General features: G+C 73.1%; 14 protein-coding genes. 7 read left to right on the top strand and 7 right to left on the bottom strand.

The window, feature by feature from the left end:
* Window positions 1-100: 100 nt before the first annotated feature.
* The gene (locus NEH16_RS13240) at window positions 101-1,384 is read right to left on the bottom strand and encodes a geranylgeranyl reductase family protein (RefSeq protein ID WP_265542275.1); all 1,284 of its coding nucleotides are present in this window, start codon (window positions 1,382-1,384) and stop codon (window positions 101-103) included.
* Between the two features lie 97 nt (window positions 1,385-1,481).
* Here NEH16_RS13240 and NEH16_RS13245 point away from each other — a divergent pair, with 97 nt between their 5' ends.
* Window positions 1,482-2,000, top strand: coding sequence for a GNAT family N-acetyltransferase (locus NEH16_RS13245; RefSeq protein WP_265542277.1), 519 nt, complete (start codon window positions 1,482-1,484; stop codon window positions 1,998-2,000).
* A 21-nt stretch (window positions 2,001-2,021) separates the two neighbouring features.
* Here NEH16_RS13245 and NEH16_RS13250 read toward each other — a convergent pair whose 3' ends face one another.
* Entirely contained in the window at window positions 2,022-4,424 is a 2,403-nt protein-coding gene (locus tag NEH16_RS13250) for a zinc ribbon domain-containing protein (RefSeq protein WP_265542279.1), read from the bottom strand.
* A 171-nt stretch (window positions 4,425-4,595) separates the two neighbouring features.
* Entirely contained in the window at window positions 4,596-5,288 is a 693-nt protein-coding gene (locus tag NEH16_RS13255) for a demethylmenaquinone methyltransferase (protein WP_265542281.1), read from the bottom strand.
* A gap of 134 nt (window positions 5,289-5,422) precedes the next feature.
* On the opposite strand from NEH16_RS13255, the gene NEH16_RS13260 reads away from it, so the two are divergent.
* The 4 genes from NEH16_RS13260 (at window position 5,423) to NEH16_RS13275 (ending at window position 8,437) form a co-directional block, all read left to right on the top strand.
* Complete coding sequence (locus tag NEH16_RS13260; RefSeq protein ID WP_265542285.1) at window positions 5,423-5,932, top strand: SigE family RNA polymerase sigma factor; 510 nt, start codon at window positions 5,423-5,425, stop codon at window positions 5,930-5,932.
* A gap of 11 nt (window positions 5,933-5,943) precedes the next feature.
* Window positions 5,944-6,840: a hypothetical protein gene (locus NEH16_RS13265; protein WP_265542287.1), complete on the top strand. Its 897-nt coding sequence runs from the start codon at window positions 5,944-5,946 to the stop codon at window positions 6,838-6,840.
* A gap of 112 nt (window positions 6,841-6,952) precedes the next feature.
* A complete protein-coding gene (locus NEH16_RS13270) occupies window positions 6,953-7,672 on the top strand; it encodes a DUF3152 domain-containing protein (RefSeq protein ID WP_308286038.1) in 720 nt (239 codons plus the stop codon).
* A gap of 90 nt (window positions 7,673-7,762) precedes the next feature.
* Entirely contained in the window at window positions 7,763-8,437 is a 675-nt protein-coding gene (locus tag NEH16_RS13275; RefSeq protein WP_374215656.1) for a DUF3152 domain-containing protein, read from the top strand.
* Window positions 8,438-8,440: 3 nt separating this feature from the next.
* Here NEH16_RS13275 and NEH16_RS13280 read toward each other — a convergent pair whose 3' ends face one another.
* The 4 genes from NEH16_RS13280 to NEH16_RS13295 form a co-directional block, all read right to left on the bottom strand.
* Window positions 8,441-9,100 carry an imidazolonepropionase-like domain-containing protein gene (locus NEH16_RS13280; protein ID WP_265542290.1) on the bottom strand — a complete coding sequence of 220 codons (660 nt, stop codon included), beginning with the start codon at window positions 9,098-9,100 and terminating at the stop codon, window positions 8,441-8,443.
* Between the two features lie 7 nt (window positions 9,101-9,107).
* Window positions 9,108-10,307: a cyclic dehypoxanthinyl futalosine synthase gene (mqnC, locus tag NEH16_RS13285; RefSeq protein ID WP_073964542.1), complete on the bottom strand. Its 1,200-nt coding sequence runs from the start codon at window positions 10,305-10,307 to the stop codon at window positions 9,108-9,110.
* 71 nt (window positions 10,308-10,378) lie between these two features.
* Window positions 10,379-12,067, bottom strand: a complete 1,689-nt coding sequence (locus tag NEH16_RS13290; RefSeq protein ID WP_265542293.1) for a serine/threonine-protein kinase — start codon at window positions 12,065-12,067, stop codon at window positions 10,379-10,381.
* 243 nt (window positions 12,068-12,310) lie between these two features.
* Window positions 12,311-13,189 carry a menaquinone biosynthetic enzyme MqnA/MqnD family protein gene (locus NEH16_RS13295; protein WP_265542295.1) on the bottom strand — a complete coding sequence of 293 codons (879 nt, stop codon included), beginning with the start codon at window positions 13,187-13,189 and terminating at the stop codon, window positions 12,311-12,313.
* A 284-nt stretch (window positions 13,190-13,473) separates the two neighbouring features.
* Here NEH16_RS13295 and NEH16_RS13300 point away from each other — a divergent pair, with 284 nt between their 5' ends.
* Both NEH16_RS13300 and NEH16_RS13305 read left to right on the top strand, forming a co-directional pair.
* Window positions 13,474-13,677 carry a cold-shock protein gene (locus tag NEH16_RS13300; protein WP_003967102.1) on the top strand — a complete coding sequence of 68 codons (204 nt, stop codon included), beginning with the start codon at window positions 13,474-13,476 and terminating at the stop codon, window positions 13,675-13,677.
* Between the two features lie 154 nt (window positions 13,678-13,831).
* A complete protein-coding gene (locus NEH16_RS13305; protein WP_265542321.1) occupies window positions 13,832-14,665 on the top strand; it encodes a MerR family transcriptional regulator in 834 nt (277 codons plus the stop codon).
* The last annotated feature ends 87 nt before the right edge of the window (window positions 14,666-14,752 follow it).

Consider the following 14,752-nt stretch of genomic DNA (forward strand, 5'->3'; position numbering starts at 1 on the left):
ACGTGTTCACGGATTCACAAGCCTGACCCGCACGTCAGACGCGAGAAGGAGCCTCACTCCCCCGCTCGGGAGTGAGGCTCCTTCTCTTTGTGAACGCGCGCTACGAGCGCGGCGCCACCTTCGCCAGGCCGTTGATGATGCGGTCCATCGCGTCGCCGCCGGTCGGGTCGGTGAGGTTGGCGAGCATCTTCAGCGTGAACTTCATCAGCAGCGGGTGCGTCAGGCCGCGCTGAGTCGCGACCTTCATGATCTTCGGGTTGCCGATCAGCTTCACGAAGGCGCGGCCCATCGTGTAGTAGCCGCCGTAGGTCTCCTTGAGCACCTTCGGGTAGTTGTTCAGCGCCAGCTCCCGCTGGGCGGGGGTCGCGCGGGCGTGCGCCTGGACGATGACGTCGGCAGCGATCTGGCCGGACTCCATGGCGTACGCGATGCCCTCGCCGTTGAACGGGTTGACCATGCCGCCCGCGTCACCGACGAGCAGCAGGCCCTTGGTGTAGTGCGGCTGGCGGTTGAAGGCCATCGGCAGGGCGGCGCCCCGGATGGGCATCGTCATGTTCTCCGGGGTGTAGCCCCAGTCCTCCGGCATGGACGCGCACCACGCCTTCAGGACCTCGCGCCAGTCCAGCTCCTTGAAGGCGGACGAGGAGTTGAGGATGCCGAGGCCGACGTTGGAGGTGCCGTCGCCCATGCCGAAGATCCAGCCGTAGCCGGGCAGCAGCTTCTCCTGGGGGCCGCGCCGGTCCCACAGCTCCAGCCAGGACTCCAGGTAGTCGTCGTCGTGCCGGGGCGAGGTGAAGTACGTCCGCACGGCGACGCCCATCGGGCGGTCCTCCCGGCGGTGCAGGCCCATCGCCAGGGAGAGCCGGGTGGAGTTGCCGTCGGCGGCGACGACGAGCGGGGCGTGGAAGGTGACCGGCGTCTTCTCCTCGCCGAGCTTCGCGTGCACCCCGGTGATCCGGCCGGTGCGCTCGTCGGTGATCGGGGCGCCGACGTTGCACCGCTCGTACAGCCGGGCACCGGCCTTCTGCGCGTTGCGGGCCAGCTGCTCGTCGAAGTCGTCGCGCTTGCGGACGAGTCCGTAGTCCGGGTAGGAGGCCAGATCCGGCCAGTCCAGCTGGAGCCGTACGCCCCCGCCGATGATGCGGAGGCCCTTGTTCCGCAGCCAGCCCGCCTCTTCGGAGATGTCGATGCCCATGGACACGAGCTGCTTGGTGGCGCGCGGGGTGAGACCGTCGCCGCAGACCTTCTCGCGCGGGAACGCGGTCTTCTCCAGGAGGAGGACGTCGAGGCCGGCCTTGGCCAGGTAGTACGCGGTCGTGGAGCCGGCGGGGCCCGCCCCGACGACGATGACGTCCGCGCTGTGTTCGGACAGGGGTTCGGTCACGGTCGGTTCTCCCGAAGACTCGAATTCGCGTGCCGCGCGGCACAGGTCCAAGGCAGTCTATGGGGGCCTGCCGACCAACCCTCCGAAGGGCTGCCTCATGTCAATCGCGCCTGCCGCTCCGCCCGTCGTACAGCTGCGTGTCCCGACCGACGAGGACGCCGTCGCCTGGCACCGGGCCTTCGACGACCCCGAGGTGATGCGGTTCTTCGGCGGGCGGGCCGAGGAGCTGTCGATGTACGAGGAGTGGACCGCGCGGCAGCGCAGACACGACGCCGAACTCGGCTACTGCCTGTGGACCGTGCTCGACGGCGAGGGTCAGGTCGTCGGCTTCACCGGCGCGCAGCCGTGGGGCCCGACCGCCTACGGCCCGGTGGGCGAGACCGAGATCGGCTGGCGGCTGACCCGCTCGGCCTGGGGCCTCGGTTACGCGACGGCCGCCGCGCGCCTCACGCTGGAGCGGCTGCGCGCGGCGGGCGTGGAACGCGTGGTGGCGGCGGTCGACGTGCTGAACGAGCGGTCGGCGGCGGTGGCGCTGCGCCTGGGCATGGACCCGGCCGAGACCTTCACGACCGGGCGGCCGGGCCAGGAGGTGCGGGTCTTCCGGCTGGCGCTGTGACGGCCGGCCGCCGGACAGGCCCTAGTCGACGTCGTTGAGCATCCAGGTGGACAGGGCGGTGTCGAAGACCTCGCGGGCACCGACCCAGTCCACGTCCCGTTCGGTGACGTAAATGGCGTACTCGGTGCCGTCCTCGGCGATGTAGCTCTGGTCGATCGCGTGGACGGTCTCTCCGCTCTTGTCCTCGTACGTGTACTCCCACCGGGCGCCCGGGCGGCCCTGGAAGGTGTTGGCCGAGAGCTGGATCTGCTGGTAGTTCCGCTGGTTGGCGGAGGCGGTCTTCTCCAGGGCCTTGAAGTTCTCGTACGAGGTGTAGGGGGCGTCCGCGATGACGCCGACCTTCAGCAGGGCGGTGTCGCTCGCGGACACGGCGTAGGTGACCTGATGGTTCTGCTCGCCCTGGCGCTCCCAGTCGTCCGGCAGGGCGAGCGAGAAGCCGGCGGTGTCGGCGACGACGCTGTAGCCGTCCGGGAAGACCAGCTCGGCCGGGTCGGTGGTGGCGCTCGCCTCCGGGGAGGGGGCCTCGCTCGTCCGGTCCTGGGCGGGCGTCGCCCGGTCGCTCTTCTCGCCCTTGGCGTCCTCCGAGGTGCCCGGGCCGTCGTCGTGACGGTCCAGCAGGGCGAGGGTGCCCGCGGTGGCCCCGCCGCCGAAGATCAGCGCGGCGGCGAGCGTGGCCCCCCAGACGAGGACCGCCCGTCGGCGCCGGGGCGCGGGGGGCTGCGCGGGGGCCGGGGCGGGGGTGTACGGGGCGGGCAGGGTGGCGGTGGGCGGCTCGGCGGCGGCTTCGGGTGCGCCCGTCCCGGCGGCGGTGGACTGCGCGGGCGGGGTGTGCGGCCCCGGGTCGGGCTTCGGGGCGTACGGGCCGGGGGCCGGGGTCTGGCCGGGCGCGGGGGTGTACGGGCCGGGGGCCGGGGTGTACGGCTCCGGGATGTGCGGGCCCTGGTGCGGCGGCGGGCCGTACGGGCTCGGCGGGGCCGGGTACGCCGGGGAGCCGCCGCCCGGGCCGCCGCCGCCCGCCATCCGGGCCAGGTACGGCGCGACGAGGATCGCGCCGCCGACCCACAGCAGCCCGAACAGCAGCGCGTCGGCGACGCTGGGCGAGACGTCCAGGGTGCCCGAGCCGCCGATGCCGGCGACGTCGCCGGAGAACTCGGCGGACAGGCCGCTCATCGCGGCCAGCGCGAGGAACCCGAGCAGGAACAGCCCCCCGGCGGTGACCTGTTCGCGCCGGTCGGCGGAGCGGCGCCCGGCGAGCAGCCCGACGATGAGCGCGCAGACGAGACCGGCGGCGAGCGCGCCGACGAGGGCCCAGTCGTTGGCGGCGTCGCTCAGCTCACCGAGCCCGAACGAGCCGTGGTTCATACCGGAGCCGATGATGTCCGCCTGCCCCCGCGCGTCGTACTCGACGGAGCCGCCCCAGCTCACCGAGAGCACCATCAGCGCGATGTTGGGCAGCAGCGGCAGGGCCATCAGCAGGGCGGTGCCGTTGACGTCGTCCAGGGTGGCGTACGTGATGTAGCCGATCAGACCGCAGAGCAGGAGGACGGCGCCGAGCGCGCGGACGGCGGTCCCGGCGGCGCGTACGAAGCTCTGCGCACCCGGCCGTTGGGCCAGCCAGGCCGCCGCGACGTCGCGTTGCAGCACGGCGCAGGTGGTGACGAGCGCGAGGGCGAGGGCGCCGAGGGCCGCGAGGACCGGCGAGGAGTGGAGCGAGTAGCCCTGGACCTCCGGCTGGGCGTAGAGCCCGAGGACCAGGACCGCGGCGGTGGCCACGACGCTGGTCCGGACCGCCGCGTCCAGACCGCCGCCCTGTCGCCGGACGCCTCGGGCGCCGAGGACGAGGGCGCCGATCCACAGCACGGTGACGGTGAGCGGGATCAGCGAGAGCGTCGTTTGGGTCTGCCCGCCCGGATCGAAGTCGCCGTACGTGTCCCCGTACGGCGAAGCGCCCCCGTATCCCCCGCCGCCGCCCGGCACGACGGCCCGGACCTCGAAGCCGCCGCCGAACGCCTGGAGCAGCATCGCGAGCGCGATCCGCAGCCGGTCGCTCCACCCGACGACGACGTCGTCCCCCTGCCCGTAGTCGGGGATGGCGAGCGCCACGGCGAGCCCGACGATCAGCCCGGTCGGCCAGACGGCCGCCTTCAGCGACCCGGCCCAGTCCCCGCGCATCACCCGCCCGAAGAAGACCCCGGCCGGCGAGGGCCCGGCCGGCACCGGCGCGTACCCGGGCGGCGGCGCGGCGGGCCGCGTCATGTAGGCGGGCACCGCGGGCGGTTCGACGGCGGGCGCCCCGCTCGGCGGCGGCGGAGCGGCGGGCTGCGGAGGCGCGGCGGGCGCGGCGGGCCGTTCCCGCCCGCACTTCATGCAGAAGCGTGCCTCGTCGGGTGCCTGGGTTCCACAGAAGGGGCAGTACGAGGGCATGAGAGCTCCGCAGCGGTCCGGGGACGGGCGAGACGGTGACACACGGAAACGGGGAAGACGCGTGCCGTATCAACGGACACATCTTCCCCGCCCACCGGTTCCCGTCAACTCGGAATCCCGGCAACCGCTTTCACGCGGTCCGGGAAGCCCGTCCGGGGCCCGCCGGACACGTCAGTCGCGCACACCCCGGTGCAGGGCCACCACGCCGCCCGTGAGGTTGCGCCAGGCGACCTGGGACCAGCCGGCCTGCTGGAGCTTCTTCGCCAGGCCGGGCTGGTCGGGCCAGGCGCGGATGGATTCGGCGAGGTAGACGTAGGCGTCGGGGTTGGAGGAGACCGCGCGGGCCACGGGGGGCAGGGCGCGCATCAGGTACTCGATGTAGACGGTGCGGAACGGGGTCCAGACGGGCTGCGAGAACTCGCAGATGACGACCCGGCCGCCCGGCTTGGTGACCCGGTACAGCTCGCGCAGCGCCGCGTCCGTGTCCTGGACGTTGCGCAGGCCGAAGGAGATGGTCACCGCGTCGAAGGTCTCGTCGCGGAAGGGGAGTTTCGTGGCGTCGCCGGCGGTGAAGGGCAGCCAGGCGTGCCGCTTCTTGCCCTCGCGGAGCATGCCGATCGAGAAGTCGCACGGCACGACGTACGCACCGGTCGCGGCGAACGGCAGCGAGGACGTCGCCGTGCCGGCCGCCAGGTCGAGGACCTTCTCGGCGGGCCGGGCGTTCACCGCCTTGGCGACCGCCTTGCGCCACACCCGGTCCTGGCCGAGCGAGAGCACGTCGTTGGTCAGGTCGTAGTTCGCCGCCACGCCGTCGAACATCGAGGCGACTTCGTGCGGCTGCTTGTCCAGGGAGGCTCGGGTCACGCCCTCCATTCAAGCAGCCCGGTCCGCGCGGCCTCGCGGGGGACGCCCCGGGCGGAATTCCGCTTCAACCTTTTCCGTCCGGCGGCACTCAGTAGTCACGAAGAGACCTCCGCAGAGAACAGGGAAGGGGGCAGATGTTCACGGGAGCCAGCCGGGGTGCCGACGGCTTCGAGGAATTCGCCCGCGCCGGCCAGCACCGCCTCTACCGCACCGCGTACCTGCTCTGCGGCGACGCCGACGCCGCGCGCGACCTGACGCAGACGACGCTGGCCAAGCTGTTCCAGCACTGGCACCGGGTGCGCGCCGCCGACCACCCGGACGCCTACGCCCGGACCGTGCTCACCCGCACCTACATCGCCGAGCGCCGCCGCCGGCTGCGCGACCTCCTCGCCCACACGCCGATCGCCGCGCCCGCCCCGGCCGTGGGCCCCGAGCTGACCGTCACGCTGCTCGCGGCCCTCGCCGAACTGCCGCCCCGCGCGCGGGCGATGGTCGTCCTGCGCTACTGGGAGGACCTGAGCGTGGAGACCGTCGCGGAGCTGCTGCGGTGCAGCCCGTCCACCGTCAAGAGCCAGTGCTCGCGCTCACTGGCCACGCTGCGCGCCCGCCTGGGCGACGCGCACCTCTACACCGCCCGAGGCTGAGGAGTTACGCCGTGTACGTGTTCATGGACCCCGCTCCGGGCGACGAGCCCGGCCGCGACGACGACGAGTTGCTGGTCCGGACCGCCATGGAGCGGGCCACCGGCGGGGCGCCGCCGCTGCCCGATCTGGTCCCCGGCGCCCTGGTCCAGGGCCGCCGCCGCCGGGCCCGGGCCCGCGCCGCGATCGGGGCGACGGCGACCGCGATCGTCGGCCTGGGGATCTTCGGCGCCGCGCTGCCGGTGTGGGGCGGGGGCGGGGAGCCGGTACGCGAGTGGTCGGCGGCCTCGTCGGCGACCGCGGTCCCGACGCCCCTGGACACCTCCGACCCATGGCTCCGGCTCCCCGTGCACGTCGAGCCGAGCCCCGGCGAGACCTCCATGGCTGATCTGCCGGAGCGCGAGTACTCGCGGCAGGGGGTCTTCCAGAACGAGGCGGCGGGGGTGCTCGAAGCGCTCCTGCCCAAGGCGCTCGCCCCGGTCCGGCCGGTCGACATCGCCGTCAGCCGGTACCAGGGCGGGGTGGACAGCCCGGTCTTCCCGATCTCGTTCTCCGTCCGCCCGCTGGCCACGGGCAAGGCGGCCCGGGCGGACACCCCCTGCCTCGACGGCGCGGTGAAGGACCTCCGGTGCGACGAGGTCACGCTGCCGGGAGGGATCAAGGCCCAGGCGATCACGGCGGCCGGGAACGCCAAGGGGGGCAAGAAGGTCACCGGGGTCACCGTGCGTTTCAGGTACGGGCACAGCCGCGTCACGCTCACCGTGGGGGGTGACTACGACGCCATGGTGTCGGCACCGGTCACCGCCGACCAACTGGTGGCCGTCGCCGGGGACCCGAAGGTCATCGAAATGGTTGCTTATGCGGACAAACGTCCGATGGAAGCGAAGGAGGGCTCTGTCCGTGGGGGCTGAGGGCACGCGGGGGCGGCACGGCGGAGCGGGACGCGGACGAAGACGCGCGAGACGACGCAGCCGCATACGCATACTCACCGCCGTCGCCGTACCGGCGGCGCTGATCGGCGTGGTGGTGGTCCTCGCACCCCGCTGGGCGGGCGGTGACGGGGCCCCGGCGGCCGCCGCCGCATCGAAGCCGTCGCCCGTCGCCGCGTCCCGCTCCCCCACCCCTTCCGCGAAGGCCGGTCGCGGTGCGAAGCCGTCGCCCTCCGTGAAGCCGAGCCCCACCCGTATCCCCGCCTCCGGCCCCGGCACGTTCACGACCGCCCGCGCCGACACCTCGTCCTCCGGGCGGTACGCGTACCGCGTCGAGGTCGAGGACGGCTCCGGCGTCGATCCGGAGGAGGCCGCCGACCGGATCGCCCGCATCCTCGCCGCGCCGCGCGGCTGGGCGCAGGGCGGGACGCGCACGTTCCACCGGGTGGCCTCCGGTCCGGCCGGGCTGGTCGTCCGCATCGCGACGGCGGCCACCACGGACCGGATCTGCGGACAGGGCGGGATGAACACGCACGGCGAGGTCAACTGCCGGATCGGCGAGAAGGTGATGGTCAACCTCAAGCGCTGGCAGACCGGTTCGCCCGAGTTCGACGGCCCGCTGGACGACTACCGGGCCCTGATCATCAACCACGAGGTCGGCCACTGGCTCGGCCACGGCCACGAGACCTGCCCCGGCAGGGGCCGCCCCGCCCCCGCGATGATGCAGCAGATCTACGGACTCAAGGGCTGCGTCGCCAACGCCTGGCCGTACGACGAAAACGGGGCATACCTGGGCGGCCCCTCGGTGCCGTAACGATTCTTCAGGGAAGTGGACTGAACCAATCACCCCGATCACCGGTCCTACAGCGGGGGACGGATCACCGATCGCTGGGGAGGGTTTCGGATGCCCGGAGGGAAAGGGCGCCGGGGGGAGAGCGGCCGGGGCAGGCTGCTCGCATGGGTTGTCGTCCCCGTCGTGCTGGCGGCCGCCGCCGTCGTCGGCCTCCGCTGGAACGACGCGCGCGGCCCCGCACCCGCCGCCTTCACCGTGGCCCGCGCCGCCGCGACGGACACCGGTACGGGGAACGCCTACCGGGTGGAGGTGGAGGACGGCGCCGGGCTCGACGCGGACCGGACGGCCTCCGTCGTCGCACGCATCCTGGCCGCGCCCCGGGGCTGGTCGCACCACGGGGAGCACAGGTTCCGCCAGGTGGCGAAGGGCCAGGCGGGGCTGGTCATCCGGATCGCGACCCCGGAGACCACCGACCGCGTCTGCGGCGCGAGCGGGCTCGACACGCACGGCGAGGTCAACTGCCGCGTCGGTACGGTGGTGATGGTCAACCTGAAGCGCTGGCAGACGGGTTCGCCGGAGTTCAACGGGCCGCTGAGCGAGTACCGGGCGCTGATCATCAACCACGAGGTCGGCCACTGGCTGGGCCACGGCCACGAGACCTGCCCCGGCAAGGGCCGACCGGCCCCCGCGATGATGCAGCAGATCGACGGGCTGAAGGGCTGCGTCGCCAACGCCTGGCCGTACGACTCCGAGGGGCGTTACCTCGGCGGCCCCTCGGTGCCGTAGGCGCTAACGGCCCCGGTACACCAGCCGCCCGCCCGCGATCGTCGCTACGCAGCTGACCGCGCCCGCCGCGAGCAGCGCTGCCTCGTCCGGCGCGTCGAAGGCCGCGAGGTCCGCGCGGCCCCCGGCGGCGAGCGGCGCCGCCGTCGCCTCGGCCACCGCGCCCGCCCCGGCCAGCGGGTCGAGCCGGGGGCCGTCGGCGGTGGCCCGCCCGGACGGGGCGGCGGACGCGCCGAGGACCGCCAGCCCGGACCGCCGGACCGCCGTGAGCAGCGCGGGCGGGGCCCCGGGGCCGGCCGCCACCGCCGTCGTGCCGTGCCGCAGCATCCGGTGCAGCCCGCGCCGCACGCTGCCCGCGCGCCAGGTCTCCTCGGGGCCCAGCGCGTCGAGCGCGCCGCCGGTCAGGGGCTCGGTGCCCAGCGCGTCCGCCTCGCGGGGGTCGGGGAAGTACCACTCCTCCAGGAGCCGGACCGCGTCCCGCTGCACCAGGCCCGGGGTGAGGACGCCCGGCCAGCGCCGGACACGGGCGCCGGGGTGGGCGGCGGCCACCTCCTCGTACGGCCCGAAGGCCGCGACCACCGCGTCCCGCACGGCCACCGCACCGCCGGGCACGGATGCGCGGCCGCCGCCCGGCAGGAGCAGGGCGGCGGCGTGAATCGTCAGCAAGGCGCGGTCAGTTGGCGCTGAGGAGCTTGAGCTCGGGGTGTGCGGTGCCGCCCTCGATCGCGACCGACGAGATGTGCGAGACGACGCGCTCGTCCACCGGGTCGTTCGCCGGGTCGTCGTGCACGACGAGGTGCTCGTACGTCGTGGCGCGCTGGGCCGGGACCCGGTCCGCCTTGCGGATCAGGTCGATGATCTCCAGCCGGTTGGAGCGGTGCTTGGCGCCGGCCGAGGAGACGACGTTCTCCTCCAGCATGATCGAGCCGAGGTCGTCCGCGCCGTAGTGCAGCGACAGCTGGCCGACCTCCTTGCCGGTGGTGAGCCAGGAGCCCTGGATGTGGGCGACGTTGTCCAGGAAGAGCCGGGCGATGGCGATCATCCGCAGGTACTCGAAGAGCGTGGCCTGCGTCTGCCCCTTCAGCTTGTTGTTCTCCGGCTGGTACGTGTACGGGATGAAGGCGCGGAAGCCGCCGGTGCGGTCCTGCACGTCCCGGATCATGCGCAGGTGCTCGATGCGCTCGGCGTTCGTCTCGCCCGTGCCCATCAGCATGGTCGAGGTGGACTCGACGCCCAGGCCGTGCGCGATCTCCATGATCTCCAGCCAGCGCTCCCCGGACTCCTTCAGCGGGGCGATGGCGGTGCGCGGCCGGGCCGGCAGCAGCTCGGCGCCGGCGCCCGCGAAGGAGTCCAGACCGGCCGCGTGGATACGGCTGATCGCCTCCTCGGCGGAGACCTTCGAGATCCGGGCCATGTGCTCGATCTCGGAGGCGCCGAGCGAGTGGATCACCAGCTGCGGGAACGCCTTCTTGATGGCCGAGAAGTGCTCCTCGTAGTACTCCACGCCGTAGTCCGGGTGGTGCCCGCCCTGGAACATGATCTGCGTGCCGCCCAGCTCGACGGTCTCCGCGCAGCGGCGCAGGATGTCGTCCAGGTCCCGGGACCAGCCCTTGGCGGTGTCCTTCGGCGCGGCGTAGAAGGCGCAGAACTTGCAGGCCGTGACGCACACGTTGGTGTAGTTGATGTTGCGCTCGATGATGTACGTCGCGATGTGCTCCGTACCGGCGTACCGGCGTCGGCGCACGGCGTCGGCCGCGGCGCCCAGGGCGTGCAGCGGGGCCGACCGGTAGAGGTCGAGCGCCTCGTCCGGAGTGATCCGGCCGCCTTCGGCGGCTCGGTCGAGGATGGGCTGGAGGTCGGCCTTCTCGGTCACCGGGCTGTCACCTTTCGGCGGTTTTCAACGGAGCTGCGGACCGGTTCAGCGTACGCCAGGGGGGTCGGCGGTCAGCCGTCGGACCGGGTGAGCGTGCCGTACGGGAGTCCCGCGCCCTTCTCGTCGGAGCGGAAGCGGAGCGTGCCGTCGGAGGTGCGGGTGACGTGGAGGTCGGCGGGTGTGGTGGTGCAGAGCCCCGCGGTGCTGGGGCGGTCCGGGTCGGCGCGCTCGCGCAGCTTCAGCTCGTCGTCGGAGGCGGTGGTGAGGGTGGCGACGCTGTAGCAGGTGATCTCGATGCCCATGGAGAGGGAGGTGGTCAGGCGGACCACGTCCGTGCCCTCGCGGCCCTTGGTGAAGACCGCGGTGAGCGTGCCGTGCGGTTCGCCCGTGGTCTTCTCGGTGAGCGGGCCCTTCCAGGTGCCGACGAACGCGTCGGGCAGCTCGGCGGCCCCGCCGGAGGTCGCGGCCGGGGCCGACGGGGTGCGCGAGGCGCTTCCCAGGTTGCCGCCGTCGCCGCCCTGCCCCGGCAGCAGGTCCATCAGGAAGGCGCTGCCCACCGTCACCGCGGCCAGCGCCCCGGCCACCGCGAGCGCGAGCGTGCAGCTGACGCGCCGCCGTCCCGCCCCGTCGCCGCCCGCCGTCGCCCCCAGGGTCAGGCTCCGGCCCCCGGTCCGCTGCCCCGGCAGCCCGTCGGCCCCGGCGGTCGGCGGGTGCGGCGGGCCGAAGACGCCGAGCGCGGCGCCGGGCGAGCCGTACGGGCCCCCGGAGGGCTCGCCCGCCCCGGCCGGGGGCTCGCCCGCCGCCGCCCCCGCCCCGAAGGACGGATTGCTGAACGGCACCGGACCCGACTGCACCGGGGCCTCCTGCGGCTCCAGGTCCAGCAGCGCCACCGCCGACCGGCTGACCTCGCGGACCAGCGGCCCGGGCAGCCAGCCCGCCGCGACCGCCGCCGCCGCGCCGCCGGGCAGCAGCCTGCGGGCCAGCTCGTCCGGGGTCGGCCGCCGCTCCGGGTCCTTGGCCAGGCAGGCGGCGATGGTCTCGCGCAGCGCGCCCTCCAGCTCGCCCAGCTCCGGTTCCTCGTGGACGACCTTGTAGAGGAGGACGGCCGAGGAGTCGCCCAGGAACGGCGCCGAACCGGTCGCCGCGTACGCCAGGACCGCGCCCAGCGAGAAGACGTCGGCCGCGCCGGAGATCGCGGTGCCCCGGATCTGCTCCGGCGCCATGTAGCCCGGCGAGCCGACGGAGACCCCGGTGGAGGTGAGGGAGGTGGTCGCGTCGATGGCCCGGGCGATGCCGAAGTCGATCAGGCGGGGGCCGTCCAGGGCGAGCAGGACGTTGGACGGCTTCACGTCCCGGTGGATCAGGCCCCGCTCGTGCACCGCCGCCAGCGCCTCGCCGAGACCGGCGCCCAGCACCCGGACCGCGTGCTCGGGCAGCGGGCCGTGCTCGGTGACGGCCGCGGAGAGCGGCGGGCCGGCCACGTAACCGGTGGCGATCCAGGGGACCGGGGCGTCCGGGTCGGCGTCCAGGACGGGCGCGGTCCACTGGGCGCCGATCCGGCGGGCCGCCTCCACCTCGCGCCGGAAGCGGGCGCGGAACTGCTCGTCGAGCGCGAAGTGCGGGTGGACGACCTTGACGGCGACGGTGCGTCCGCCGGCGCTGCGCCCGAGGTACACGCGGCCCATGCCGCCCGCGCCGAGTCTCCCGAGCAGCCGGTAGGAGCCGATGCTGAGCGGTTCCCCGGCTTCCAGCGGCTGCATATCGAGAACTCCCCCTGTGAACCGGCCGGACCTCCGACCGAAGCCTAGTTCGTGTCCGCGAAGTCTCGTCCGGTCACGGGAGAAACCATCCGCCGATTTCGCCCCCAAGGGAACGAACGACGTCATTCACCGCGGTAAAAGGCGTGAATGCGCCGGTTCCCGCCGGAGGACCGATTGCGCAATCCCCCATTCATCGCATGTTCAACGAAATCGAAAATGCCATTCCCCGGCGGCGGGATGTTCTCATCCGCCGAGCAGCTGCACCTTCACGTCCGCCGGGAAGCCCGCCGCCTCGCCGGTGCGCCGGGCGAACTCCTCGACGCCCGCCAGCTGGGCCGGGCCGAAGCGGAAGTCGAGCGTCGTGAAGTAGCGCTCCAGGACCTCCGCGTCGAACGCCTCCCAGCGCGCCGCCTGCTCGGCGACCTTGGCGACCTCCTCCAGGGACAGGTCGCGGGAGGCGAGGAACGCCTCGTGGACCTGGCGGACGGCGGTGGGCTCGGCGGCCAGGTAGTCCTTGCGGGCGGCCCAGACGGCGAAGACGAACGGCAGGCCCGTCCACTCCTTCCACATCGCGCCCAGGTCGTGGACCTGGAGGCCGAGGCGGGGCGCGTCGTGCAGGTTGGCGCGGAGGGCCGCGTCACCGATGAGGACGGCGGCGTCCGCCTCCTGCATCATCAGGCCCAGGTCCGGCGGGCAGGTGTAGTAGTCGGGGGTGACCCCGTACCGCTCGGCGAGCAGCAGCCGCGCCAGCCGTACGGAGGTGCGGGAGGTCGAGCCGAGGGCGACGCGGGCCCGGTCCAGGTCCTCCAGGGGCCGCTGCGAGACGATCACGCACGACATGACGGGGCCGTCGCAGCCGACCGCGATGTCGGGGAAGGCGACCAGGTCGTCCGCGTTGCGCAGGAACTCGACGAGGGTGACGGGGGCGATGTCCAGCTCGCCCCTGACCAGTTGCTCGCTGAGCTTCTCCGGGGTGTCCTTCGAGAGCTCCAGGTCGAGCAGGGTTCCGGTGCGTGCCAGCCCCCAGTAGAGGGGAAGGCAGTTGAGGAACTGGATGTGGCCGACGCGCGGCCGGGGGCGACGGTCGTCGCCCGCGACGTTTGAAACGGTTGAATTGTCCACATCGCGAGGCTAGACCTGCCCCGGCCCGGCCGCCCCACCGGGGGCGGCGGCGCACAGGAAGGCCCTCTCGGATGGCTCATCCGGGCGGCTATCAAACATCCGAGTGAAGTGATCTTTCCCTCTACCCCTACGGACACGCTGCGTGCTAGGCTCGACGGCAAGTTGCAGTTTGGTTTCCCTTGCAGTACAGAGCCTGCGGAGCATGTAACCCCGCAGGCTTTTGTAGTTTTCAGACTTCATTGCAGGTTCTGGAGCAGGGCAACCCTTTGGCCCAAGGAGGGCTTATGGCTACCGGAACCGTCAAGTGGTTCAACGCTGAAAAGGGCTTCGGCTTCATCGCCCAGGACGGCGGCGGCCCGGATGTCTTCGTCCACTACTCCGCGATCAACGCGTCCGGGTTCCGCTCCCTCGAGGAGAACCAGGTCGTGAACTTCGACGTCACTCAGGGTCCGAAGGGCCCGCAGGCTGAGAACGTCACCCCGGCCTAGTTGCCCGGGTCGGCCGATCGCGGCCGGTAAGAGCAGTACCCAAGGAGCCCCGCTCCTCCGCACCGGCGGAGGAGCGGGGCTCCTGCCCGTTCGCGGGCCGTTCCGGACCGGCCTTGACCTTCACACCGTGTGAAGCCGTGCAGTGGGAGACGTCATGTTCACCATCGGAGACTTCGCCCGGTACGGGCGGGTGTCGGCCCGCATGCTGCGTCATTACGACGAGATCGGGCTGCTGCACCCCGACCGCACCGACCCCGCGACCGGCTACCGCTACTACGGCGCCGCCCAGCTCGCCCGGCTCAACCGGATCATCGCGCTCAAGGACCTCGGCTTCACGCTCCAGCAGGTGGGGGCGGTCCTGGACGACGCGGTGGGCCCGGAGGAGCTGCGCGGGATGCTGCGGCTGCGGCGTACGGAGCTGGAGGCGGCGATGGCCGCGGCGGCGGCCAGGCTGGCGCAGGTCGAGGCGAGGCTCCGGTCCATCGAGAGCGAGGGACACATGTCCACGGACGACGTCGTGATGAAGAAGGTGCCCGCGGTGCGGGTCGCGGAGCTGACCGGGGTGGCCGGCAGCTACGAGCCGCAGGACATCGGCCCGGTGATCGGCCCGCTGTACGACCGGCTCCTCCCCCTCCTCGGGGAGGCGGGCCTGACCCCGTCGGGCCCCGGGATCGCCCGGTACGAGGACGTGCCGGACGGCGGCGGCAGCGTCGTCGTGTACGCCGGGATGACGGTCTCCGCACCGGTCGGGCCGGTCGGTGACACCGGGATCACCGTGGTCGAGCTGCCCCCGTTCGAGGCGGCGACCGTCGTGCACCGGGGCTCCATGGACTCCGTGCTGCCCACCTCCCAGGCCCTGGCCCGCTGGATCGACGCCAACGGCTACCGGTCGTCGGGGTACGCCCGCGAGATCAGCCTCGAATGCCCGGAGGACCGGGACGGGTGGGTGACCGAGCTCCAGGAGCCGGTGGTCCGGGCGACGGCCTGAGACCGGGGGCGCCCGTCCCGGGACGGGCGCCCCGCTTCGTGCGTTCCTGCCCCAACTGCCCCGTTCCGGATCGTTGTCGAGGGCTTG

Source organism: Streptomyces drozdowiczii (assembly GCF_026167665.1).
GTDB lineage: Bacteria > Actinomycetota > Actinomycetes > Streptomycetales > Streptomycetaceae > Streptomyces > Streptomyces drozdowiczii_A.